This is a genomic window from Pandoraea anhela (genome assembly GCF_902459655.1).
GTDB lineage: Bacteria > Pseudomonadota > Gammaproteobacteria > Burkholderiales > Burkholderiaceae > Pandoraea > Pandoraea anhela.
Window position 1 is genome coordinate 324,229 of the sequence record NZ_CABPSB010000001.1, and the last position, 22,977, is coordinate 347,205.

The 22,977-nt window shown below is 64.3% G+C and carries 22 protein-coding genes; 8 read left to right on the forward strand and 14 right to left on the reverse strand.

Annotation, left to right across the window (positions count from 1 at the left end):
* Positions 1-20 precede the first annotated feature (20 nt).
* From otsB to PAN31108_RS01365, 3 genes are all read left to right on the forward strand, one after another.
* On the forward strand, positions 21-833 hold the full coding sequence (otsB, locus tag PAN31108_RS01355) for a trehalose-phosphatase (RefSeq protein ID WP_150667103.1): 813 nt from the start codon (positions 21-23) through the stop codon (positions 831-833).
* Positions 830-2,248 carry an alpha,alpha-trehalose-phosphate synthase (UDP-forming) gene (otsA, locus tag PAN31108_RS01360; protein WP_150667104.1) on the forward strand — a complete coding sequence of 473 codons (1,419 nt, stop codon included), beginning with the start codon at positions 830-832 and terminating at the stop codon, positions 2,246-2,248. Before otsB ends, otsA begins: the two co-directional genes overlap by 4 nt.
* A gap of 97 nt (positions 2,249-2,345) precedes the next feature.
* The gene (locus tag PAN31108_RS01365; RefSeq protein ID WP_150667105.1) at positions 2,346-3,158 is read left to right on the forward strand and encodes a crotonase/enoyl-CoA hydratase family protein; all 813 of its coding nucleotides are present in this window, start codon (positions 2,346-2,348) and stop codon (positions 3,156-3,158) included.
* Positions 3,159-3,193: 35 nt separating this feature from the next.
* On the opposite strand, the gene PAN31108_RS01370 is transcribed toward PAN31108_RS01365, so the two are convergent.
* From PAN31108_RS01370 to mltG, 5 genes are all read right to left on the reverse strand, one after another.
* Positions 3,194-3,880 (reverse strand): ankyrin repeat domain-containing protein, encoded by a 687-nt coding sequence (locus PAN31108_RS01370; RefSeq protein ID WP_150667106.1) that lies wholly within the window; start codon positions 3,878-3,880, stop codon positions 3,194-3,196.
* Between the two features lie 154 nt (positions 3,881-4,034).
* On the reverse strand, positions 4,035-4,817 hold the full coding sequence (locus tag PAN31108_RS01375) for a TatD family hydrolase (RefSeq protein WP_150667107.1): 783 nt from the start codon (positions 4,815-4,817) through the stop codon (positions 4,035-4,037).
* A 29-nt stretch (positions 4,818-4,846) separates the two neighbouring features.
* Positions 4,847-5,887: a DNA polymerase III subunit delta' gene (gene holB, locus PAN31108_RS01380; RefSeq protein WP_150667108.1), complete on the reverse strand. Its 1,041-nt coding sequence runs from the start codon at positions 5,885-5,887 to the stop codon at positions 4,847-4,849.
* Positions 5,888-6,088: 201 nt separating this feature from the next.
* Complete coding sequence (gene tmk / locus PAN31108_RS01385; RefSeq protein WP_150667109.1) at positions 6,089-6,751, reverse strand: dTMP kinase; 663 nt, start codon at positions 6,749-6,751, stop codon at positions 6,089-6,091.
* Entirely contained in the window at positions 6,748-7,743 is a 996-nt protein-coding gene (gene mltG / locus PAN31108_RS01390) for an endolytic transglycosylase MltG (protein WP_150667110.1), read from the reverse strand. Before mltG ends, tmk begins: the two co-directional genes overlap by 4 nt.
* Positions 7,744-7,929: 186 nt before the next feature.
* Here mltG and ygfZ point away from each other — a divergent pair, with 186 nt between their 5' ends.
* Genes ygfZ through PAN31108_RS01405 form a run of 3 tightly spaced genes read left to right on the forward strand, consistent with a single transcriptional unit; the run spans position 7,930 to position 10,207 of the window.
* Positions 7,930-9,048, forward strand: coding sequence for a CAF17-like 4Fe-4S cluster assembly/insertion protein YgfZ (gene ygfZ, locus PAN31108_RS01395; RefSeq protein WP_150667111.1), 1,119 nt, complete (start codon positions 7,930-7,932; stop codon positions 9,046-9,048).
* 23 nt (positions 9,049-9,071) lie between these two features.
* The gene (locus PAN31108_RS01400) at positions 9,072-9,386 is read left to right on the forward strand and encodes a DUF4936 family protein (protein WP_150667112.1); all 315 of its coding nucleotides are present in this window, start codon (positions 9,072-9,074) and stop codon (positions 9,384-9,386) included.
* A complete protein-coding gene (locus PAN31108_RS01405; RefSeq protein WP_150667113.1) occupies positions 9,377-10,207 on the forward strand; it encodes an NRDE family protein in 831 nt (276 codons plus the stop codon). Before PAN31108_RS01400 ends, PAN31108_RS01405 begins: the two co-directional genes overlap by 10 nt.
* 25 nt (positions 10,208-10,232) lie before the next feature.
* On the opposite strand, the gene PAN31108_RS01410 is transcribed toward PAN31108_RS01405, so the two are convergent.
* From PAN31108_RS01410 to PAN31108_RS01450, 9 genes are all read right to left on the reverse strand, one after another.
* Positions 10,233-11,228, reverse strand: coding sequence for an NADP-dependent oxidoreductase (locus tag PAN31108_RS01410; RefSeq protein ID WP_150667114.1), 996 nt, complete (start codon positions 11,226-11,228; stop codon positions 10,233-10,235).
* 42 nt (positions 11,229-11,270) lie between these two features.
* Positions 11,271-11,711 carry a PaaI family thioesterase gene (locus tag PAN31108_RS01415; protein WP_150667115.1) on the reverse strand — a complete coding sequence of 147 codons (441 nt, stop codon included), beginning with the start codon at positions 11,709-11,711 and terminating at the stop codon, positions 11,271-11,273.
* A 124-nt stretch (positions 11,712-11,835) separates the two neighbouring features.
* On the reverse strand, positions 11,836-12,441 hold the full coding sequence (gene pncA / locus PAN31108_RS01420; protein ID WP_150667116.1) for a bifunctional nicotinamidase/pyrazinamidase: 606 nt from the start codon (positions 12,439-12,441) through the stop codon (positions 11,836-11,838).
* 45 nt (positions 12,442-12,486) lie between these two features.
* On the reverse strand, positions 12,487-14,583 hold the full coding sequence (locus PAN31108_RS01425) for a 3-hydroxyacyl-CoA dehydrogenase NAD-binding domain-containing protein (protein ID WP_150667117.1): 2,097 nt from the start codon (positions 14,581-14,583) through the stop codon (positions 12,487-12,489).
* Between the two features lie 89 nt (positions 14,584-14,672).
* Complete coding sequence (locus PAN31108_RS01430; RefSeq protein WP_150667118.1) at positions 14,673-15,389, reverse strand: ABC transporter ATP-binding protein; 717 nt, start codon at positions 15,387-15,389, stop codon at positions 14,673-14,675.
* Positions 15,382-16,212, reverse strand: coding sequence for an ABC transporter ATP-binding protein (locus PAN31108_RS01435; RefSeq protein WP_370819556.1), 831 nt, complete (start codon positions 16,210-16,212; stop codon positions 15,382-15,384). The genes PAN31108_RS01430 and PAN31108_RS01435 overlap by 8 nt, the downstream gene beginning before the upstream one ends.
* A 20-nt stretch (positions 16,213-16,232) precedes the next feature.
* Positions 16,233-17,510: a branched-chain amino acid ABC transporter permease gene (locus PAN31108_RS01440; protein ID WP_150667119.1), complete on the reverse strand. Its 1,278-nt coding sequence runs from the start codon at positions 17,508-17,510 to the stop codon at positions 16,233-16,235.
* Positions 17,510-18,457, reverse strand: coding sequence for a branched-chain amino acid ABC transporter permease (locus PAN31108_RS01445; protein ID WP_281350019.1), 948 nt, complete (start codon positions 18,455-18,457; stop codon positions 17,510-17,512). The genes PAN31108_RS01440 and PAN31108_RS01445 overlap by 1 nt, the downstream gene beginning before the upstream one ends.
* A gap of 283 nt (positions 18,458-18,740) precedes the next feature.
* Positions 18,741-20,369, reverse strand: a complete 1,629-nt coding sequence (locus tag PAN31108_RS01450; protein WP_150667121.1) for a 3-(methylthio)propionyl-CoA ligase — start codon at positions 20,367-20,369, stop codon at positions 18,741-18,743.
* A gap of 352 nt (positions 20,370-20,721) precedes the next feature.
* On the opposite strand from PAN31108_RS01450, the gene PAN31108_RS01455 reads away from it, so the two are divergent.
* Both PAN31108_RS01455 and msrB read left to right on the forward strand, forming a co-directional pair.
* Entirely contained in the window at positions 20,722-22,251 is a 1,530-nt protein-coding gene (locus tag PAN31108_RS01455) for a protein adenylyltransferase SelO (protein WP_150667122.1), read from the forward strand.
* Between the two features lie 191 nt (positions 22,252-22,442).
* A complete protein-coding gene (msrB, locus tag PAN31108_RS01460) occupies positions 22,443-22,865 on the forward strand; it encodes a peptide-methionine (R)-S-oxide reductase MsrB (RefSeq protein ID WP_150667123.1) in 423 nt (140 codons plus the stop codon).
* The last annotated feature ends 112 nt before the right edge of the window (positions 22,866-22,977 follow it).

Consider the following 22,977-nt stretch of genomic DNA (forward strand, 5'->3'; position numbering starts at 1 on the left):
CTCAGGCCGAATCGCCTGACATGTCGCCCGTGACGACGCCCGCCGACACGCATGCCGTCGACGTTACCAAGGTGGCATTCTTTTTCGATCTGGACGGCACGCTCGCGCCGCTGGCCCCACGTCCCGATGCCGTCAAGCTGCCGCGCGACACCGCCCGCGTGCTCGCCAGCCTGTTCGAGCGTGCGAATGGCGCCGTCGCCGTGGTCTCCGGGCGGGCCATCGACGACATCGACGGGCTGCTCGCCCCGTTGCGCTTGCCTGCTGCCGGTCTGCACGGCGCCGAAATCCGGCATGCCGACGGTCAACTCCTGCGCGCCGCAGGCCATGCCGCCGACACCGAGCGGATCGCCGCGATGGCAGCACCGTTGCAGGCGCTTGTCGCCCAGCATCCGGGCTTGCTGCTGGAGAACAAGGGCAGCGCGCTCGCATTGCACTATCGCGGCGCGCCCGAACTGGCAGGGGTGGCGCGCGACACCATGCGCGCGCTGGCCGAACTGCACGCCGAGCATTTCGCCCTGCAACCGGGAAAGCTCGTCTTCGAATTGCGCCCACGCCACGTCAGTAAAGGACGCGCGATCACTGCACTTCTGCAAGAAGGCCCGTTCGCCGGTCGCACACCGCTCTTTGCCGGCGACGACCTGACCGACGAGGCCGGTTTCGCCGACGTGAATGCGTTAGGCGGCATCACGATCAAGATCGGCGACGGGCAAACGTGCGCGCGCCATCGTCTGCCAACCCCCGAGGCGCTCACCGCCTGGCTGCTGACGTTGCATCGCCCGTCTGCCCCCGCATCGCCCGCCCCGCGCCAATCCTCACAGGAGACAGACGTATGAGTCGCTTAGTCATCGTGTCGAACCGGGTCGCCCCCATGACGGAGGGCAAACCGACGGCTGGCGGTCTGGCCATCGGGGTGTTCGACGCGCTCAAGGACACCGGAGGCATGTGGTTCGGCTGGAACGGTGAAATCGACGCGGAGCCGGCCAGCGCGCCGGAAATCGCGCACCGCAACAACGTCACGTTTGCCACCGTGCCGCTCACGCGCCGCGACTACAACACCTACTATCGCGGCTTCTCGAACGCGACCCTGTGGCCGACGTTTCACTATCGCGACGACCTCACGCGCTACCAACGCGACGAGTACAACGGGTATCGTCACGTCAACGCCCGCTTCGCCGCGTTGCTCGCTCCGCTGCTCGAGCGCGACGATCTGATATGGGTGCACGACTACCATCTGCTGCCATTCGCCCAGGCGTGCCGTCAGATCGGCGTCCAGCAACGGCTGGGCTTCTTCCTCCATATCCCCTTTCCGTCACCGCAAGTGCTCATGACCGTACCGCCTCACGAAGCGCTCGTGCGGGCGATGTGCGAATACGATCTCGTCGGTTTCCAGACTGAAACCGACCGTACGGCGTTTACCGACTACCTGTTGCGACACGCCGGCGCGACGGCGAACAGCGACGGCACGATGACCGCCTATGGACGCACGCTGCGCACTGGCGTCTACCCCATCGGCGTCTATCCGGACGAAATCCAGAAGCAGGCGACCGCGCGCGCGACCGTCAAACACATCCTCGATCTCAAGCAAGGCTTGCAGGCGCGCAAGCTGATCATGAGCGTGGATCGGCTCGACTATTCGAAGGGAATGCTGGAGCGGTTTCGTGCGTTCGAGCGATTACTGGAACTCTGGCCGAATCAACAGGGCACGGTGAGCTTCGTGCAGGTCGCGCCGCCGAGCCGGTCGGACGTGGCGGGCTACGGCGAGATTCGACGCCAGTTGGAGACGGAGGCCGGCCACATCAACGGTCGATTCTCCGATCTTGCATGGACGCCGCTGCGCTACATCAACAAGCGCTACGATCACGAGGTACTGATGTCGTTCTTCCGGGCGTCGCAAGTGGGGTACGTCACACCGTTGCGCGACGGCATGAACCTCGTCGCGAAGGAGTACGTCGCCTCGCAAGATCCCGCCGATCCCGGCGTGCTTGTGCTGTCCTGTTTCGCAGGCGCGGCGCAGGAACTCGATGGCGCACTGATCGTCAATCCCTACGACATCGACGGGATGGCCGAGGCCTTGCGCTCCGCCCTGAATATGTCGCTGTCCGAGCGCCAGTCGCGCCACGAGAGCATGATGACGGCATTGCGCAGTCACGACCTGTCGACGTGGCGCGACCGTTTCATTGCCGATCTGCGCGCGCCGGCGGTCGCAACCCCGGCGCTGCTGCGCTGCCCTCAACCCGCCGCCGCCTGACTGCCAGATTGTCTGACCGCCTGACCGACGACGTGATGGCATCACCCTGTTTTGCATGAGGCAGGAAGGCGGCGCAAGACGCCCTCAGGAGACTGCCATGAGCCGACGCGCTTCCACTTCTGCGACCGCCCCGTGTATCGAAGTCGAAACCCACGGGCCCGTGACCCTTGTCACGCTCGCGAGGCCGACGCGCCGCAACGCGGTCGACCGGGAGATGGCCGCCGCGTTGCGCGACGCACTGCTTGCCTTCGAACGGGACGAAAAGGCGCGCGTCGCCGTGCTGTGCGGCAAGGGTGCCGCATTCTGCGCAGGGGCTGACCTGAGCGCCTTCGACGATCCCGAGCGCCGCAACGTCGTGACGCCCGACGGCAGCGGCGACGGACCGATGGGGCTAACCCGACGCCATCTGGATAAGCCCGTCATCGCGGCCATCAGCGGTCACGCGGTCGCGGGCGGACTGGAACTGGCGCTTTGGTGCGACCTGCGTGTGGCGGACGATTCGGCAACGTTCGGCGTCTTCTGCCGCCGCTTCGGCGTACCGCTCATCGACGGCGGCACCGTGCGTCTGCCCCGCCTGATCGGCATGAGCCGGGCACTCGACATGATCCTGACGGGGCGCGCGGTGGGCGCACAGGAGGCTTACGAAATCGGTCTCGTGAACCGGCTGGTGCCGGAGGGCATGGCCCTTCAGGGGGCACTCGCCCTTGCCCAGCAACTGGCGGAGTTGCCGCAGGGCGCGCTGCGCGCCGACCGGCGAGCAGCCTACGCGCAGTGGGATTTACCGTTGGAAGCCGCATTGCAGCGCGAAGGCGCCGCCGGACATTCGGTGGTGTTTTCGGAAGGCATTGCCGGCGCTCGCGCGTTTCTCAGCGGCGCCGGCCGTCATGGCGCGCCGCGCGACACGCCATGACCGGCCACGGCGTGGCCGCGAGACACCGTATGTCGTTACTTGGTCGGTGACTTTTGCGGCGCGGGCAACGGCGGGAGTTGTGCGATACGCTTGCGCAGCCCGTCGGCGATTTCCCTCTGGTTGGATTGCCTGGCGAAATCGACCGCCGTCATTTTCTGTTCGTTCTTCAGACGGACGTCCGCACCGCCATCGAGCAAGACCTTACAGGTGGTAATGTGGCCACCGCGCGCGGCCATCATGAGTGGCGTGGTGCCGTTGGGCGACTCGGCGTCGACATAGGCTGAGGCGTCAAGCAGCATCTGCACAATGTCGTCATGGCCGTTGGTCGCGGCGTAATGCAGCGGCGTCCATCCCTTTTTGTTGACTTCGGCATCCTTGTCGATCAACAGCTTCACCATCGGCGTGAGGCCTTGCAGCGACGCGAGCATCATCGCGTTCTCGCCAGATCGATTGGTCGCCTCGAGATCCGTGCGCTTATCTTCGATCAGCAGTTTCGCAACGCCCACCGACTTTTCACGCATCGCAATGACGAGCAGCGGATCGCCCTTCTCGTCTCTCGTATTCGGATCGACGCCAGCCTTGAGGGCCTCCTGAACGGCCCGGGTGTCGTCGAACACAACCGCTTTGACCAGTGCGGTGTTGGAAGTCGCGGCTGTGGCGCATGCCGTCAACCACAACACGCTCAGCAGCGTAAGCACTCGGACCATCAAAAATTTGCGCATCGGGCTCTCCTGTCGGTAGTTCTGGGAATTCGTCTGGGCACTCGGCGAAATGCCGGCGGGCAGTCAGTCAATGGGCCAGTCGCCACCGTATCGCGTCGATTCGAATCGTGCCACCGACGCGAGTTCAATCTCACCGCGTGAGGGGGTGGCGATTTCAGTGTTTCGCGCTCGAGAAAAGACGAAAAAAATTCTCCGTCGTCGCTTCGGCGATTTTCTGCAACGGCTCGCCGCGCAGATCGGCGATGAACTCCGCGACATGACGCACGTAGCCCGGTTGATTTAGCTTGCCGCGATACGGCACCGGTGCGAGATACGGCGAGTCCGTCTCGATCAGCATACGTTCGAGCGGCACGCGGCGCGCGACATCCTGCAAATCGCGCGCGCTTTTGAACGTAACGATGCCCGAAAACGAGATGTAGAAATTCTGATCGAGTGCGCCTTTGGCGACGTCCCAGCTCTCGGTGAAGCAGTGCATCACACCGGCCGGCTCCCCCGCCGCTTCTTCGCGCATGAGGCGCAGCGTGTCGTCTGCAGCCGAACGCGTATGGATGATCAGGGGTTTGCGCGTGGCGCGGGCAGCGCGAATGTGGGTCCGAAAACGCTCGCGCTGCCACTCCATATCCTCGATGCTGCGGCCTTCCAGGCGGTAGTAATCGAGTCCCGTTTCGCCAATGGCCACGACCTTCGGCGTGGCCGCCAGACGCACGAGGTCGTCCACGCTCGGCTCGGGCGTGTCCTCATAGTCGGGATGCACGCCGACAGAGGCATAGACATTCTCGTGCTGCGCGGCGATTGCCAGCACTTGCGGCAACGTGGGCAGATCGACGCTGACGCAAAGCGCGTGGCTGACCTTGTTCTCACGCATGCGCGCGAGCAAGTCCGGCATCTGCTCGGCCAGTTCCGGGAAATTGATATGACAGTGCGAATCGATGAACATGATGTGCGATCGGTTGCCGGTCTGCGGCATCAAAGGGATGCTTGTGCGCCGAACAACTGTTTGTATTGCAGGAAAAGCGCTTCGAGCAGCACCCGCGTGTTGAGCGGATGATTCTGCACCTGACGCTGTTGCGCCAGTTCGCGCAGAAAGCCCAGCAACCGGACGTCGTCGGTTGCGTCGCCGCAGCGACGCAGCGCCTGCGACTGGCCGGGGAAAAAGCGCACCGTACCGGCCATGCGTTCGGCGAGCACGTCGAAACACCAGCGTTGCAACGTCTCCAGAACGCCAGGCAAACTGCCCTTGTGCAGTTGCTCGGCACAGGCGAACGTGTCGATGGCACCGCCCTGCGCCAATTGCCCGAGCAACCAGTCACGCCAGCCGCGCTCCTCCGGTTCCGCCAGCGAGCGTGCCGCCAGCGGCGCGCCCCCGGCCTCGGCGAGCACGGCGGCAGCGGTCGCGGCGTCGAGACCGGCTTCCCCCATGAGCCATTGCGTGGCCTGTGCGGCGTCCGGTCGCGTGAGCACCAGACGGCGGCATCGCGACAAAATCGTGGGCAGCAGCCGATCCGGCTGCGTCGTCACCAGCAGAAAAACCACACCTTCCGGTGGTTCTTCAAGTGTCTTGAGCAGTGCATTCGCCGCGTGGATATTGAGCGATTCGGCCGGATACAGCAGCACGACGCGACGCCCCTGACGATGCGAACCGAGGCTAGCGAAGTCGATCACTTCACGCACCTGCTCGATCTTGATTTCCTTACTGGGGGTCTTGGTCTTCTTTTCGCCGTCGGCTTCCGCACGCGCTTCAGCGCCGGGCAACGTCTCGGCCAGCGCTTCCGGGCAAATCACGCGGAAGTCCGGATGGTTGCCGCTGGCAAACCACTGGCATGCGCCACAGGTACCGCAGGGAAGATGGTCCGCGCGCGGCGATTCGCATAGCAAGCCTTGCGCAAACGTGCGGGCGAGCGCGACTTCACCAATGCCCGGCACGGCTTGCAACAGCAGCGCGTGCGGCATCTGGGCGCGCAGATCGTTAAGGCGTGTCCAGTCCTGTGACTGCCACGGATACAGCATGTGGGCTCCTTGGCCGGGTAATGCAATGGTTGCAGACGATGCGCGATACCTTAAGCGTCGAGCCCCTCAGGGACTTGAAGTGCGCCGGTACGTGACGTCAGGTCGGATCGGAGGTCGCCGGAGGTTCCCGCTACCAGGTCACTCCCCCCAGCCAACGCGCATCACAACCGGATTATGCGCGCACCGGCGGGCGCCGGGCATTTAATGTCCCGGCAGTCCCAACTTGGCGAATACGTTCGCGAGTTGTTCCGCGATCGCCTCGATGCTTTGCGCAGCGTCGATCAGCACAATGCGTCCGCCCGATTCCGCCGCGCGGCGCAGATATTCTTCACGCACCCGTGTGAAAAACGCGGCCGATTCGCGCTCGAACTTGTCGGGCGCACGCGCACCGGCGAGCCGCGCGGCGGCGATGGCCGGATCGAGGTCGAAAAGAATCGTCAGATCGGGCTGACGCGCCCCCTGCACCCAACGTTCGAGGATCGACAGCTTATCGCGCGACAAGCCACGCCCGCCGCCCTGATAGGCGAACGTCGCGTCGGTGAAACGGTCCGAGACGACCCAGTCGCCGCGAGCCAGCGCCGGCTCGATGACCTTGGCCAGATGCTCCCGACGGCCGGCAAACATCAATAGCGCTTCGGTTTCGAGATCCATCGGCTCGTCGAGCACGAGCTTGCGCAACGCTTCACCCAGCGGTGTGCCGCCCGGTTCGCGCGTGGCGACGACATCGCGTCCCACGGTGGCCAGCCCCTGACGCAGGGCGTCGACAAAGGCGTTGACGTGCGTGCTCTTGCCCGCGCCGTCGATGCCTTCGAAAGTCACGAATTTGCCCGGCACCGCTGCCGGCGCCTCAGAGGACTGCGTCATTGCTCACCTCGCTGATATTTGTCCACGGCGCGATTGTGCTCCTGAAGATTGGTCGAAAAATGACTCGTGCCATCGCCGCGCGCCACGAAGTACAGGGCATCGGTCGCGGCGGGATTCAGCGCCGCGGCGAGCGACGCCACCCCGGGCAGCGCGATCGGCGTCGGGGGCAATCCCGCCCGCGTATAGGTGTTGAAGGGGGTATCCGTCTGCAAATCGCGCTTGCGCAGGCGTCCCGTGTACAGATCGCCCATGCCGTAGATCACCGTCGGATCGGTCTGCAACAGCATGCGTTTGCGCAATCGATTGACGAACACCGCCGCGACCTGTCCCCGCTCCACCGCCTGCCCCGTCTCTTTCTCGACCAGTGAGGCCATGATAAGCGCCTCATACGGCGTGGTGTACGGCAACCCCGGTGCGCGGGCGGCCCAGGCTTCGTCCAGACGCTTCTGCATCAGGCGAAAGGCGCGCTTGTAAATATCGATATCGCTCGTGCCTTTCGGAAAAAGGTACGTGTCGGGGAAGAACATGCCCTCGGCCTCTGCGCGATCTGCGCCCACGAGTTGCATCAGGTCGGCGTCCGGCAAACCGGCCGTGTCGTGACGCAGTGCCGGATTCGCGTCGATCTCGGCACGCATTTTCCTGAACGTCCAGCCCTCGATGATCGTCACGACGTACTGGTTCACATCGCCGCGCGCGAGCTTGTCCATCAGTTCCATCGGCGTAATGCCGGTCGCGAACTCGTAGTTGCCCGATTTCAGTCGGGTGCCCACATCCATCACGCGGGCGAGCAGATTGAACAGCAGCGGATGCACAGGCACACCGCCCGAGCGCAACTGGGTGGCGACGCTGCGCACCGAGCTATAGGGTTTGATCGTGACGTCGAGCGTCGGCTTGCCCAATTGCAGCGGTGCCTGTGCCCAGTAATAGAACGCGCCGCCTGCCGCCAGTGCAGCGACAATCAACAGTACAAACAGACGTTTGATGAAAGACATGAATTGCTGGATAAGCCACCTGACGGCGGCAGCGGGTTCGGGGGACTCGTCGGCCGGACCGATGCGACGACAACGGGTTCGAGAAGCGTATTTTGCACGTCGAACCGCGCTCGCACGTCCTGGCGGAAGACCCAATATAATACTTTGACTTGCCGAACCCTCACAGATTGACAGGCACTTTCGTTTATGACCTCCCAATGGCGTGACCTTCTGCCGCACGCGGCAGCCGCTTCCCCTTCCGATATCTCCCCCGACGCCCGCGCCGCGCAGTTCGATGCACTACGCTCGGGCAGCTTCGTCGCGCTGGCGGACGACACCGGCCTGATCGCCGTGAACGGGCCCGATGCGGCCGCGTTCCTGCACGGGCAGTTGACCAACGACGTCGAGCGCCTTTCGCCGGTGCAAGCGCGTCTGGCGGGTTATTGCTCGGCCAAGGGCCGCCTGCTGGCGACCTTCCTGATGTGGCGAGACACGTCGCCCGACGCCACGATCTATCTCGCCAGCGACGCCGCCGTGCAGGCCGCCGTTCAGAAGCGTCTGTCGATGTTCGTACTTCGCGCCAAAGCCAGGCTGACCGACGGCGCCGCCACGCATGTACTGTTCCAGGTCGGTGGCCCCGCCGCCGAAGCGGTACTCGCCCGCACGTTCCCGACGTTGCCGGCAGCCGCCCTGGCGGCGGTGCACGCCACCCTGGGCGACGCGCCGGCCATTGCCACCAGCCTGATCCGACTGCCCGAAGCCGGTACGGCTCGCTCGCTGTCGCGTTACCTCTGGAGCGTGCCTGTTGCGCAAGCCGTCGATGTCTGGAACGCACTGGTGCAAGCCGATGGCGTCGTTGCCGTCGATCCGGCGTTCGCTGCATGGCTCGACGTGCATAGCGGCGTGGCGCGCGTCACGACCGCGACGCAGGAACAGTTCGTGCCGCAGATGATCAACTGGGAGGTGGTCGGAGGCGTGAACTTCCGCAAGGGCTGCTATCCGGGGCAGGAAGTCGTTGCCCGCAGCCAGTATCGCGGCACGATCAAACGCCGGTTGCATCTGGCGCATCTCGACGGCGTGCAGCCGCAGGCCGGGCAGGAACTGGTCGAGACGAGCGATCCGGACCAGCCTTGCGGCATGGTCGTGCAGGCATCGCCGGCGCCGAACGGCGGCTTCGATCTGCTCGTCGAGCTGAAGCTGGCCGCGCGCGAAGCGAACGACGTTCGCCTTGGCGCTGCCGACGGCCCCGCGCTGGTATTCGCCGAGCTTCCGTACGAGATCATCGATCCGACAGAGACGCCCGCATCGTCGGCGGCAGCCTCCTGATCCGGCCGCCCACGCGTCTGACGATGGACTGCTACGTCTACTATCGCGTCTCGACAACCCACGCCGCTGCCGCCCGATTAGCCGTCACGCAACTCTTTGCGTTGACGGCCTCGCGCTTCGGCATCGTCGGGCGGCTTCAAACGCGCGCCGACGCCTCGGTGAACGACGTCGCCAATGGGCAGGTCACGTGGATGGAACGCTACGACGACATCGACGCGGCTTTCCTAGCGGCCCTGCCGACCATGGTGACGGAGTGCGGCCTTGTGGCGTGGCTCGAAGGCGAGCGTCACGTCGAGTGTTTCGTCGATGTCCCAGCGCCCCTCGCTCCATGTGTCTGATCGTCTTCTCCTGGCAGCCTGACGCCGCTACGCCGCTCGTGCTTCTCGCCAATCGTGACGAGTTCTTCGAGCGCCCCGCCGAACCGATGCATTGGTGGTCGGACCGCCCGGAAGTGTTGGCCGGACGGGATTTGCGAGGGGGCGGGACGTGGATGGGCATCCATCGCGACGGCCGCTTTGCCGCGCTGACCAACTTCCGCGACGGCCGCGCCCCGATGGCACCGAAAGGCACGCCCTCACGTGGCCTGCTGGTGTCCGCAATGCTCGATGCCACCTCGTTCGATGACGATTTGACGCGCATCGAAAAGCACGCCCACGAGTACGCCGGCTTCAATCTGCTTGCCGGTGATTTGCCCGCGGGCAAGCTCTACTGGCTGGGCAATCGCGACACGAACGGCAGTCGCGCTTCGGCGTCATGGCCCGTCGCGCACCCGGTCACGCCGGTCACGCCGGGGTATCACGGGCTGTCGAACGCCCTGCTCGATACGCCGTGGCCGAAGCTGGTCAGCCGTCGCCATGCGCTACGCGATGCGCTCGAGAACACCGCCGACGATCTGACGCTGCTGACGATCATGCGCGATGCGAACGAAGCCGCCGATGACACGCTCCCGGAGACGGGCGTCACACGCGAGTGGGAAAAAACGCTATCGGCGGCGTTCATCGCGTCTCCCGCGTACGGAACACGGTGCACCACACTGCTACGCTATCACCGCGATGGCATGGTGGAGGTGACGGAATCGACCGTCTCACCGGCGCAGCCCTCCCACGAATTACGCGACTTGCGGCACTTCCGATTCGAAATCGGCAGTGCCGAGCGCTAAGCCTCACGGGGCGTCATGACGCTCGCTATACCAGCCGCACGATCTGCTTGCCGAAGTTCTCCCCCTTGAGCAGACCGAGGAACGCGGACGGTGCGCTTTCGATACCTTGGGACATCGTCTCGCGATAACGCAACTCACCGGCAGCAATGGCGTCAGTCAACGCCTTGAGCGCCTGCGGCCAGACGTCCAGATGCTCCGTGACGATGAAGCCTTCGAGTTTCACGCGCTGGGTCAGTAACAGCGACGGATATTTCAACGGGATGGGCTCACCGTTGTAGCCCGCGATCATGCCGCACAGGGCAACGCGCGAATGGGCGTTCAGGTTGCGCAACACTGCATCGAACACCGCGCCGCCAACGTTTTCGAAATAACCGTCGATACCGTCCGGCGCCGCGTCGCGCAGTGCCTGATACACATCGCCCGCCTTGTAGTCGACACAAGCGTCGAAGCCCAGTGTTTCCACGACATACGCGCATTTCTGTTCGCCACCGGCAATGCCGACAACCCGGCATCCTGCACGCTTGGCCAGTTGCCCCACCACACTGCCCACCGCCCCGGACGCGGCGCTGACCGCGACCGTCTCTCCCGCTTTCGGCGCAATGATCCGGTTCAGCCCGTACCACGCCGTGACTCCGGGCATGCCTGCAGCGCCGAGATACGCGCTCATTGGCACACGCGAATCATGAAGACGACGCAAATTGCTGCCGTCCGAAATCCCGTACTCCTGCCAGCCGAACATGGCGGTCACAGCATCCCCCGGCTGCCAATCGGGGTTGCGCGACTCGATCACCTCTCCGACCGTCGCGCCGATCATCACCGTGTCCAGCGGCTGCGGCGGCGCATAAGACTTGGTTTCGTTCATGCGACCGCGCATGTAAGGGTCGAGCGAGAGATAGAAATTCCGGACCAGCACCTGTCCCTCACCGAGTTCCGGCAATTCCGGGGCGGCCAGGTGAAAGTTGTCGAGTGTGGCCTCCCCTTTCGGCCGGGAGACCAGCAAAATCTGGCGATTGATCGTCATGAGACTTCCTCCACGTGAATAGCGACTGTGACGCTGGAGACCTCAGTCCCCGCTCGGCTCGTCCGGTCGACGTTGCTCGTGCACGTCTCGTCCGACAGCGAGACGACGCAGATACTTGAACGTGCCCATTGCCTTGGCGACGAGCTTACCGCTGGCGTCGCGCACCTCGCCTTCGCAGTAGGCCATCGTCGTCGAGCGATGCAGCAATCGTCCGAATGCGCGCATCTCGCCCGCGCCAGGCTGCATGAAACTCGTCTTCATTTCGATCGTCACCACACCCGTGCCCTGCGGGGCGACGCTGCGGCTTGCCGTACTCATCGCCACATCGAGCAGCGCCATCGCGACACCGCCGTGCATGACTTCCCAGCTATTGAAATGCTGCGACGACAGCGCAAGGCGCAGTTCCGACTCACCGCCTTCGGCACGCACCAACTCGATGCCGAGATGATCGATAAACCCCGAGCGAATCGAGAGCGCACTCATCGGGGACTCCGGCCGTCCTGGCCAACACGGTAAAACTTGTCCATCTTCCTGTCTTCAACTCACGACGCACCGCCTGATGCGCTGCGTCTTTTCCATCGATAATGACGTCGTGCCCGGCAAACCACTACACGCGCGCGACACTTGCGGCGTCCAGCGACGCCCACGCCTTCGCCAGCGAGCCGTTCAGATCGATCGCCCGACACGCGTGCTCGATGACGCACACGTCGAATCCTGCCGCCTTGGCGTCGAGCGCACTCCAGGTAACGCAAAAATCCGTGGCGAGGCCGACACAGTGCACGCGTCGCACGGCCTTGTCACGTAGATATCCGGCAAGTCCCGTCGGCGTTTTGCGATCCGCCTCGAGAAACGCCGAGTAACTGTCGACATTGGTTTGATACCCTTTGCGCACCACCGCCTGTGCATGCGGTATGTGCAGATCCGCATGTACCGCGGCGCCGTGCGTATCCTGCACACAGTGCGCCGGCCACAAGACCTGCTCGCCATATGGCAACGTAATCGTGTCGAACGGTTGTCTTCCGGGATGATTTCCGGCGAACGACACGTGTGCGGCCGGATGCCAGTCCTGCGTCACGACCACATGGGAGAACTGGCTCGCCAACGCGTTGATCGCGGGCACCACCTCATCGCCATGAGGCACCGCCAGCGCGCCACCGGGCATGAAGTCGTTCTGCACGTCGATCACGAGCAGTACTTCGTCCATTGGTTTCATGTCGTTCTCCCGTCGTTCATCGTTCACGTTTCATGACTTGCGGCATCAACCGTTGAAACGCTTGCCCGCCTGCGCCAGCTCGACGAGCCGCGCCGCCGGGACCCAATCCTCGCCATGCACATCCGCCTCAAAGGCCTGCACACGCGCCAACACCTTGTCGAGCCCCACCGTATCCGCGTACAACATCGGACCGCCACGCCACAGCGGGAATCCGTACCCGTTCAGATACACCATGTCGATGTCCGACGCACGCGCCGCCGTGCCATCGGCAAGCACTTTCGCCCCTTCGTTCACGAGCGCGTAAATCAGCCGGTCGACGATCTCGTCGTCGGTGAACACGCGAGGCGTAATGCCTTTCGCCTGCCGATAGTCATCGACCATTTGCGCGACCTTGGCCGATTCACGCGGCGTGCGATCGCCTTCGGCATAGTCATACCATCCGGCGTGGGTCTTCTGACCGTACCGTCCCGCCTCGCACAGCACGTCGGCGATCTTGGGATACACAATGCCAGGGTGTTCGGCATGACGGCGCTTGCGAATCGCCCAACTGACGTCGTTTCCGGCCAGGTCGCTCGTACGGAACGGCCCCATTGCGAAACCGAAACGCTCGATGGCGGCATCGACCTGCGCCGGCGTCGCGCCCTGCTCGACCATCCATTGCGACTGCTTGAAGTATGGTTCGAGCATCCGATTGCCGATGAACCCGTCGCACACGCGCGCCACCACGGCGAGCTTGCCGATACGCTTGGCCAGTTTCATCACCGTCGCCAGCACGTCTTTACCCGTGCGAGCGCCACGCACGACTTCCAGCAACCGCATGACGTTCGCCGGGCTGAAGAAGTGCATGCCGACGACGTCCTGCGCACGCGAGGTGATGTCTGCCAGCGCGTCGAGGTTCAGCGTCGAGGTGTTCGACGCCAGAATGGCGCCCTCCTTCGCCACCTTGTCCAGTTCCCGGAACACAACCTGCTTGACGGTCATGTCTTCGAACACCGCTTCGACGATCAGATCGGCGTCGGCCACGGCAGCAAAATCGGTGCTGCCGTGAACACGACCGAGACGCTTTTCCGCCTCCTCGGCCGAGAGTTTGCCTCGCGTAACGGCACGACCGTAATTGCTGCGCATCGCTTCGATACCCCGCGCGAGCGCCGCTTCGGTCGTATCGACCAGCGTGACGGGCATTCCGGCATTCGCGAACGTCATGGCGATCCCGGCGCCCATGGTGCCTGCACCGATGACGGCCACACGCTCGACGGGGCGCACCGGCGTATCGTCGGGAACATCGGCGATCTTCGCGGCAGCGCGCTCGCCCAGGAACGCATGACGCAAGGCCTTCGACTCCGGAGAGCTCACCAGCGCGACAAAGCACTCGCGCTCGAACTTCACCCCGTCGTCGAACGGACGTTGCAGTGCGGCCTCGAGCGCCGCCACGCATTTGTGCGGCGCGGGGAAATGCGGCTGTTCACGCTGCACCTTGTCTCGCGCCGCATCGATGGCGGCCTGCGCGGCGCCATCGGCGTCGTCGATCGCAACGTCGCGCAATCGAGGCAATGCCCCTCCCTTCGCCGCGACGGCATTGGCAAACGCGATCGCGCCGCTCAGCAGATCGTCATGACTGCCGTCGAGCAGCTTCGCAAACAGGGTGCCGACGAGCGTTTCGGACTTCACCACGCGCCCCGTCACCACCATATCGAGCGCCCGCACGATACCGATGGCGCGAGGCAGACGTTGTGTGCCGCCTGCGCCGGGCAACAGGCCCAGCTTCACCTCGGGCAGCGCGATCTGTGCACCCGGCAATCCCACCCGGTAATGACATGCCAGCGCCAGTTCGAGTCCGCCGCCCATCGCAACGGCATGCACTGCGGCCACGACCGGCTTGGTACAGGCATCGAGCGCGTGGATTACGTCGACGAGCAACGGGCTTTGCGTCGCCTTGGGCGTATTGAATTCACGGATGTCGGCCCCACCGGAGAACGCTTTTCCCGCACCGATCAGCACAATCGCGCGTACCTGCGCATCCGCCTGAGCTTGCGTCAGTCCCTGCGCAATCCCCGCGCGCGTGGCATGTCCCAATCCATTGACGGGAGGATTGTCCAGTGTGATGACGGCCACGCCGTCACGAACCTCATAAGCCGTGCTCATCCTTGTCTCTTTCCTTATATTGTTGACGTCGTTGGGGCGCCGCGAGCACGCAGACTGCGGCAAGACGATCGTTCGATTCTAGCGCAGCGCTAGACCTCGAGCCATTCGCGACGGATCTCCGGCGCGGCCGACAGGGCGTCCGGCGTGCCTTCGAAAACCAGGGATCCCCGCCCCATGACGGCAACGCGTTGCGCGCAGCTGAGCGCCAGCGACAGCTTCTGCTCAATGAGCAGGATGGCCACGCCGGTCGCCCGCAAATCCGTCAGGATCCGGCCGATTCTTGCCACGACACGCGGCGCCAGTCCTTCGGTCGGTTCATCGACGATCAGCAGATCGGGCCCGGCCATCATCGCCCGGCATAGCGAAAGCAATTGCTGTTCGCCCCCCGATAGCGACCCGGCGGGTGCGTCGCGACGCGGCGCCAACTCCTCAAAACGCTCGAAGGCCTGCGTCAGGGTCAGCCCCCGCGCCGGTTCGCCATGCGAACGCCGCGTTTTCTTGGCCCGAAGCCCGAGTTGCAAATTCTGGAGGACCGTCAGCGGCCCGAACACATCACGCGTCTCGGGCACGTAGCCGACACCCATTCTCGCAATCTGATGAGACGCGAGCGAAACGAGCGATTGACCCCGCCAACGGATCTCGCCCTCCCGGGGCAGTTGCCCCACGATGGCTCGGGCTAGCGTGGAGCGACCCGCCCCATTACGCCCGAGCACGGCGACGATTTCCCCCGGGGCGACGTGCATCGTCACCCCATGCAGCACGCGACTGCCGCCGTATCCCGCTTTGACATCGATCAGTTCAAGCATCGCGCTCGTCCCCCGCACCTGCCTTATCGAACCGATCTGCGAATTCACCGAGATACGCCATGCGAACGTCCGGATGCGTGCGGATACGGGCCGGCGTATCGCAGGCGATGACGGCGCCTCGCGCCAATACCGCGATCCGGTCGGCCAGCGAGAACACAACGTGCATGTCATGCTCGATCATGAGCAGCGAGCGCCCGCGGCTCAGTTCGGCGATCAGTTCGATCATGCGTGCCGATTCCGACTGGCTCATGCCTGCCGTGGGTTCGTCGAGCAACATGACGCTGCCTGCCGACGCCGCACACAAACCGATCTCCAGCACGCGTTGCTCTGCATAACTCAGCGCCCCGGCAGGCACGTCGCGACGCGCCTCCAGCCCGAGACGCCCAAGCCATGCCTCGCTGCGCCGGGTGACATCGTCAAGGCCGCGCATATGACGCCAGAACGTATAGCGATGACCACTCGGCCACAGTCCCGCACAGCGCAAATGGTCGATCACACTCATCTGGCCGAACAATTGCGACGTCTGAAAGCTGCGTGACAGTCCCAGTCGGCTGATGACGTGCGGCGCGCGCCCCGTGACGTCGCGGGCATACATCAGCACACGCCCCCTGTCCGGACGGGTGCGCCCCGTGATCACGTCGAACAACGTACTTTTGCCGGCACCGTTCGGACCGATGATCGCCAGGCGCTCACCGGGCGCAAGCGTCAGATCGACACCGGCCAGCACCTCGGCCCGCCCGAACGACTTGCGCACACCACGTACGCTCAAGGCCTGTACGGACGCCCCGGCCGTCATCGACGCAGCGCTCATCGTCGCGCTCATCGTCGCGCTTATTGTCTCGATCATCGCCGCGCCTCAGCCATGAAACCGGCGCTGGCCGCCCTGCGGCGCAAATGACGCCCCGCAAACCTCACGACGCCAATCCCAACCGCCAGCGTAATCGACGCCGCCACCCACGCGCTCGCCCCCATACGTTGGGGCAGACCGTCGGACATCGGCACACCGTCGATCGCAAGGCGAATGCCGTAGGTCATCTCCACAATGGCGACCAGCCCGGCGACGGTGAGCAGCAAGCCGGCACACAGAAGGACATAGGGCTTCCAAAGTGCGCGCACCAGCCCCTGCTGCAATACCCTCAGATGTATCGCGATCAGCCCGGCGATCCCGCCGGGCGCGAATACCACGACAGCGAGAAACCCCAGCCCCAGATAGAGTTGCCACGCACGTGTGACCGTGGCGAGCACGATCGTCGCGAATACCCCGACGACCGCCCCCAGCATGGGTCCCGCGAAGTAAGCCGTGCCGCCCAGCACCGTGAAGACGAGGACAACGCCCGAGCGTTCGAGACTGAAGGTGTCTGCACTGACGAGTTCGAAATTCAGCGCGCCCAGCGCCCCCGCGATACCGGCGAACGCGGCCGCGATGATCTGCACGCGGTATCGCACGGCCGCAGGCGATTGCCCCAGAAAGGCGACGCGCCCAGCGTTGTCGCGCACAGCGCGCGCAAGGAATCCCAATGGCGTGCGGGTGACGCCATACATCGCCGCCGTGCAGACCAGCAACCACAACGCGACCAGTCCGTAGACCTCCCGTTGCGTCGCAAACGTCACGCCGAACCACGATGCGCCAAGAGTACGGTCGGTCGGGATGCCACGCTCGCCGCCGAACCATTCGGGCAACATCGCGGCCATGACCCAGACCAGTTCTGCCACGCCCAGCGTGATCATCGCAAACGTCATGCCTGAGCGACGCGTCGTGACGTAACCCAGCGTCGCGCCCGCCACAGCGCCGGCCAAACCGCCTGCGAACGGCACGAGCGCCATCGATAACGGCACCCCCTGCACACCGATACGGTTCATACACCACACGGCGGCGTAAGCGCCAATACCCGCATAGGTGGCATGACAGAAACTCAGCAAGCCCGTCGAACCGAGCAACAGATTGAACGAAAGCGCGAGGATAGCGGCGGTGCCCATTTGCGTCATGAGCGTGAGGGCCGCGTCGGAGGGAAAACACCACGGCGCTGCGACAAGCAGCATGGCGAAGGCGATCCAGACTGCGGCCCGTCGGCGCCATGAGGCCGACACAACACGTGGCGCGCCGATCATCAGCTCGCTCATCACCCCTCCCTCGCGCCAAAAAGGCCGCGCGGCCGCCACAGCAGGACCGCGACCATCAACAGATAGGGAACGGCGGGCGCCAGTTGCGCAACACTCAGATGCAGAACGGGAGAGAGTGCGCGACCGAAAACACCCGGCGACCACCACTGCGCCAGTGCCGCATCGCTCGTAACCGCCCACGTTTGCAACAGCCCGATGAGCAGCGAGGCCGCGAACGCACCGCCGAGCGAGCCAAGCCCTCCGACGACCACGACCACGAACACCACGCTGCCCACCGTTGCCGCCATACCGGGCTCAGTGACCAACACGTTGCCGCCGGCTGCCCCGGCAAGCGCCGCCAGCGCTGCGCCGCAGGCGAAGACCCCGGTGTACAGGGACGGGACGTCGTAGCCGAGCGCTTGCGTCATTGCCGGCTGCGAGAGTGCCGCTTGCAGTACCAGCCCGGCACGCGTGGCCCGAAAGGCCACCCAAACCAGCAACGCGATGGCGCAGGCGAGTCCCATCAGAAACAACCGATAGGCGGGCACGGCAATGCCTGCCACGCGAATCAGGACGCCCTCGAAAACGGCAGGCACGGCATACTCGACCGGACCGCGGCCCCATGCGAGCTGCACCAGTTCCACCACGATATACGCCAGACCGAACGTCGCCAGCAGTTCCGCCAGCGCGCCACGCGTTCGCAAACGCCGCAGTACGCCACGCTCGAACACCGCCCCCACGGCGCCGACGACGAGCGGCGCGACGATCAGCGCCGGCCAGAAACCGATCGCGGCCGATAGTGCATAAGCAAAGTACGCGCCCAGCATATAGAAGCTGGCGTGAGCGAAGTTCAGCACGCCCAGCATGCTGAAGATCAGCGTGAGTCCGCTCGACAGCATGAACAGCAGCAAGCCGTAGCTCGCACCGTTCACGAGCACGAGGCCGGCGGTGGCACTCAGCAGAGGCACTGCGTCTCCTTCGGGAAGCCAACGAAAGACGCGGCGCAAGCGCCGCATCGGGGAAAATTCAGGCTGACATTATAGAGGGGACAGGCTGCGGAAATCGGTCGGGACCGCGCGAAAAACGGCGTCAGCACTGGATTTGAGGCGACGTCTGCCCCCGGGATGAGATGTTTCCGATCCCCTCCCGGAGAACGTCGCCTAATGCCGTCGCCTAATGCCGCCACCTAATACGGCCACCTATTACTGCCACCTAACACTGTCACCTAAAGCCGACGCGACCGCGAAAGCCTCACGACGTCGCCTCATAGTCGCGAAACTTCTCCCGCAGCTTGAGTTTGAGCATCTTGCCGGTCGCCGTATGCGGAATTTCGTCGACGAACACCACATCGTCCGGAATCCACCATTTCACGACTCGCCCCTGATAGAACGCCAGCAATTCCTCGCGTGTCAGCGTCGAGCCGGGTTTTCGCACCACGACCAGCAGCGGCCGTTCCTCCCACTTCGGATGGCGAATCGCGATGCAGGCCGCTTCGTGAATGTCCGGATGCGCCATGGCGACATTCTCGACGTCGATGGAACTGATCCACTCGCCGCCGGACTTGATGACGTCCTTGCTGCGGTCTGTGATCTGGACGTAGCCCTCGGGATCGATCGTCGCCACGTCGCCGGTGGGGAACCAGCCGTCGACCAGCGGCGAGGTATCCGAGCGGAAGTAACGATCCAGCACCCAAGGCCCCCGCGCATAGAGGTCGCCGAACGCCTTGCCGTCCCACGGCAGCGCTTCGCCGTCCGGTCCCACGATTTTCAGGTCGACGCCATAGATCGCCGTTCCCTGCTTTTCGAGGATGTGCTGCTGCGCCTGCTCGGGCAGGTCGCGATGATGCTTGCGCAGGTGGCACAGTGTGCCAAGCGGCGACATCTCGCTCATGCCCCACGCGTGAATGACGCGAACGCCGTAGTCTTTTTCGAACGCTTGCAGCATGGCCGGCGGGCAGGCCGACCCGCCGATGACCGTGCGCTCCAGCGTGGAAAAGCGCGCGCCGATCGATTTCACATAGGTCAGCAGTCCGAGCCAGACTGTCGGCACGCCTGCCGAGAATGTCACGCCCTCGGCCTCGAAAAGCTCGTAGAGCGACTTGCCGTCGAGGTCTTTTCCCGGGAAAACGAGCTTCGCACCGGTCAATGCGCTCGAATAAGGCAGGCCCCAGGCGTTCACGTGGAACATCGGCACGACGGGCAGCACGGCGTCGCGGGCGGACATGCACATGGCGTCCGGCAACGACGCGCCGAACGCGTGCAACACCGTCGAACGATGGCTATAGAGCACACCCTTGGGATTGCCCGTGGTGCCCGACGTGTAGCAAAGCCCGGACGCCGCGTTCTCATCCATCGACGGCCATTCGAAGCGACCGTCCTCCGCCTCGACGAGGTCTTCGTAGCAAAGCAGAGGCAAGTTCGACGCCGGCACGCGCTCGCGGTCGGTCATGGCAATCCAGCCCTGCACGCCGGGGCATTGTGGCGCGATGGCCTCCACCAGCGGCAGGAAGTTGATATCGAATGCGACGTAACGATCTTCGGCGTGACTGACGATGTAGGCGATCTGCTCGGGAAACAGACGCGGGTTCACCGTATGCACCACACTGCCCATGCCGGAGACCGCGTAATACAGTTCGAGATGACGGTATCCGTTCCATGCCAGCGTGCCCACGCGCTCGCCGTCGCGAACCCCCAGACGGCGCAACGCTTGCGCGAGCCGACGCGCACGCAGCTCGGCGTCGCGCCAGGTGTAGCGATGGATGTCGCCTTCGACACGGCGCGATACGATCTCGGTATCGCCGTGGTGACGCGCAGCATGCGTGAGCAGCGAGGAAATCAGGAGCGGCGCGGCCATCATCTGGCCGAGGAGCGGTGGTGCCATACGTCGAATCTCCAGAAAAGTCGGGACAACCGGAATTACGGCGATACTTCGAGCACGTCGGGAACGTCGAGAACGTCGGTCGGAAATACTGGAAACGTCGGATGCGTTGGAAATTCGCGAATTGCGCTGGTGGCGTTGGCTTGCGCATATTCTTGTGATGCTTCGGGCAGACAAGCGCGATGCGTGCACCCGCGCTCGTCGTGGTAAATCATTCTTGACGCGCCGGCCCGCCCGGTCAACGCTCATCGCTTGTGCGGCGCAGCACGTGTCGACTCTCGCCAGTGTACGCAACCCGGCAGCAAGTAACGGACACCTCAAGTAGAATGTTTGTTCACCATCAGGAACGTCCCCAATGCCGGCCACCGACCGACCCGCCCCTGTTCCCTGCGCCGCATCCGCCGCTCTGAAGCCGTTCGGACCGCTATCGTTGACGAATCGCTTTGCGACGCTGGGCGCCGACTTCTTCACGCGTCTGCCCCCGCAGCCTTTACCCGCGCCGTACCTCGTCGGCTTTTCCGCCGATGCCGCCCGCCTGCTCGGCTGGTCGCCCGAGGCCGCGCGCGATCCGGAATTCCTGGCCACGTTCGCGGGGAATGCCCCGCTGGCCGGCGGCGACCCGCTCGCGAGCGTCTATTCCGGTCACCAGTTCGGTGTGTGGGCGGGCCAGTTGGGCGACGGTCGCGCATTGTTGCTGGGCGAGTCAGAGGGCCCCGGCGGACGCTGGGAGATCCAGCTCAAGGGTGGCGGCCTCACCCCCTACTCACGCATGGGCGACGGGCGCGCCGTGCTGCGCTCGTCGATCCGCGAATTTCTCGGCTCGGAGGCGATGTTCCACCTCGGCGTGCCGACGACGCGCGCCCTGTGCGTGATGGGTTCCGACGCCCCCGTGCGACGCGAAACCATCGAAACCGCGGCAGTGGTGACGCGCCTGTCGCCGAGTTTCATCCGCTTCGGGCACTTCGAGCATTTCTGGGCGGGCGATCAGTACGAAGCGCTGCGTCAGCTTGCCGACTTCACCATCGATCATCACTACCCGCACTGCCGCGACGAGGCGAACCCTTACCTCGCGCTGCTGAGCGCCGTGTGCGATGCGACGGCCGAACTGGTCGCGCACTGGCAGGCCGTCGGCTTCTGCCACGGGGTGATGAACACCGACAATATGTCGATTCTCGGACTGACGATCGATTACGGTCCGTTCGGTTTTCTCGACGGCTTCAATGCGCATCACATCTGCAATCACTCCGATACGCAGGGGCGCTACGCCTATCAGGCGCAACCCAACGTCGCATACTGGAATCTCTTCTGCCTCGCGCAATCGTTGTTGCCGCTGTTCGGCGAGGGCGAAGCGGCCATCGAGCAGGCACAATCGGTGCTGCCGGTCTTCAAGACGCGCTTCGCCGAGGAAATCGACCTGCGCATGCGCGCCAAACTCGGCCTGCGCGAGTCGCATGCCGATGACGAAACGCTCATCAACCGTCTGTTCAAGCTGATGCACGAAGGCCGCGTCGACTTCACGCACTGGTTCCGCACGCTGGCCACGCTTGAGCTCGACAACCCCGCCGCCGACGCCCCGCTGCGCGATATGTTCATCGACCGGCCGGGATTCGACGCATGGGCCGTCGATTACCGCGCGCGCCTGCGCCATGAGGCCAGCACCGACGCAAAGCGCGCCGTGGCGATGCGTCTCGTCAACCCGAAGTACATCTTGCGCAACCATCTGGCGGAAATCGCCATCCGGCGCGCCAATGAGAAAGATTTCTCGGAGGTCGAGACGCTGCTCAAGGTGCTTTCGCATCCGTACGACGAACAACGCGAGTTCGAGCGCTACGCCGCGTTGCCGCCGGACTGGGCAGGCCAGCTCGAAGTCAGTTGCTCGTCATGATCTACGTGACCGGGCGAGACGGACGGTGCGGGCCGCGGCCCGCGCCCTATCCCCTCGCTGCGGCATTCGATACCGCGTTGCCTGCCGTTGCAAAATACGGAATCATCTCCAACTTTGCACCGTCCAACGCACACTGACCCCATATGTCGCGCGGCGACCCCTGCGGGGACGCCCCACCTCCGGAGACTCTCATGAGCAAAGTGGAAAAAACCGACGCCGAATGGCGGGCCCAACTCGACGACGTCGAATATCAGATCACGCGCCACGCCGCGACCGAGCGCGCCTTCACCGGCCGTTACTGGGATCACTGGAAAGACGGCACTTACCGCTGCGTTTGCTGCGGCGCGCCGTTGTTCGAGTCGACCGAGAAGTTCGACGCGGGCTGTGGCTGGCCGAGCTACTCGAAGCCGATCGAGGGCGCGAAGATCGACGAAATCGCCGATTACAGCCATGGTATGGTGCGCGTGGAAGTGCGTTGTCATAACTGCGACGCCCATCTCGGGCACGTCTTCGAAGACGGGCCGCAACCGACCGGTCTGCGCTACTGCATCAACTCGGCGTCGTTGAGTTTCGAGGACAAGGAAGGCAAGTCCGACACATCGACGCAAGACTGAGAGCGATCACCGCTATCCCCGTTTGCGCTCATCCCCAGGCGGACAGCTTCGAAGTCCGCTTTCAAATTGCGGCGCCACGCCGCTGAATAACGGTGAAATGACGTGAACTACG

Excerpts from the sequence above, each read along its gene's own strand:
- otsB (WP_150667103.1), top strand. The coding sequence starts at position 21 with ATGTCGCCCGTGACGACGCCCGCCGACACGCATGCCGTCGACGTTACC.
- otsA (WP_150667104.1), top strand. The coding sequence starts at position 830 with ATGAGTCGCTTAGTCATCGTGTCGAACCGGGTCGCCCCCATGACGGAG.
- PAN31108_RS01365 (WP_150667105.1), top strand. The coding sequence starts at position 2,346 with ATGAGCCGACGCGCTTCCACTTCTGCGACCGCCCCGTGTATCGAAGTC.
- PAN31108_RS01370 (WP_150667106.1), bottom strand. The coding sequence starts at position 3,880 with ATGCGCAAATTTTTGATGGTCCGAGTGCTTACGCTGCTGAGCGTGTTG.
- PAN31108_RS01375 (WP_150667107.1), bottom strand. The coding sequence starts at position 4,817 with ATGTTCATCGATTCGCACTGTCATATCAATTTCCCGGAACTGGCCGAG.
- holB (WP_150667108.1), bottom strand. The coding sequence starts at position 5,887 with ATGCTGTATCCGTGGCAGTCACAGGACTGGACACGCCTTAACGATCTG.
- tmk (WP_150667109.1), bottom strand. The coding sequence starts at position 6,751 with ATGACGCAGTCCTCTGAGGCGCCGGCAGCGGTGCCGGGCAAATTCGTG.
- mltG (WP_150667110.1), bottom strand. The coding sequence starts at position 7,743 with ATGTCTTTCATCAAACGTCTGTTTGTACTGTTGATTGTCGCTGCACTG.
- ygfZ (WP_150667111.1), top strand. The coding sequence starts at position 7,930 with ATGACCTCCCAATGGCGTGACCTTCTGCCGCACGCGGCAGCCGCTTCC.
- PAN31108_RS01400 (WP_150667112.1), top strand. The coding sequence starts at position 9,072 with ATGGACTGCTACGTCTACTATCGCGTCTCGACAACCCACGCCGCTGCC.
- PAN31108_RS01405 (WP_150667113.1), top strand. The coding sequence starts at position 9,377 with ATGTGTCTGATCGTCTTCTCCTGGCAGCCTGACGCCGCTACGCCGCTC.
- PAN31108_RS01410 (WP_150667114.1), bottom strand. The coding sequence starts at position 11,228 with ATGACGATCAATCGCCAGATTTTGCTGGTCTCCCGGCCGAAAGGGGAG.
- PAN31108_RS01415 (WP_150667115.1), bottom strand. The coding sequence starts at position 11,711 with ATGAGTGCGCTCTCGATTCGCTCGGGGTTTATCGATCATCTCGGCATC.
- pncA (WP_150667116.1), bottom strand. The coding sequence starts at position 12,441 with ATGAAACCAATGGACGAAGTACTGCTCGTGATCGACGTGCAGAACGAC.
- PAN31108_RS01425 (WP_150667117.1), bottom strand. The coding sequence starts at position 14,583 with ATGAGCACGGCTTATGAGGTTCGTGACGGCGTGGCCGTCATCACACTG.
- PAN31108_RS01430 (WP_150667118.1), bottom strand. The coding sequence starts at position 15,389 with ATGCTTGAACTGATCGATGTCAAAGCGGGATACGGCGGCAGTCGCGTG.
- PAN31108_RS01435 (WP_370819556.1), bottom strand. The coding sequence starts at position 16,212 with ATGAGCGCGACGATGAGCGCTGCGTCGATGACGGCCGGGGCGTCCGTA.
- PAN31108_RS01440 (WP_150667119.1), bottom strand. The coding sequence starts at position 17,510 with ATGAGCGAGCTGATGATCGGCGCGCCACGTGTTGTGTCGGCCTCATGG.
- PAN31108_RS01450 (WP_150667121.1), bottom strand. The coding sequence starts at position 20,369 with ATGGCACCACCGCTCCTCGGCCAGATGATGGCCGCGCCGCTCCTGATT.
- PAN31108_RS01455 (WP_150667122.1), top strand. The coding sequence starts at position 20,722 with ATGCCGGCCACCGACCGACCCGCCCCTGTTCCCTGCGCCGCATCCGCC.
- msrB (WP_150667123.1), top strand. The coding sequence starts at position 22,443 with ATGAGCAAAGTGGAAAAAACCGACGCCGAATGGCGGGCCCAACTCGAC.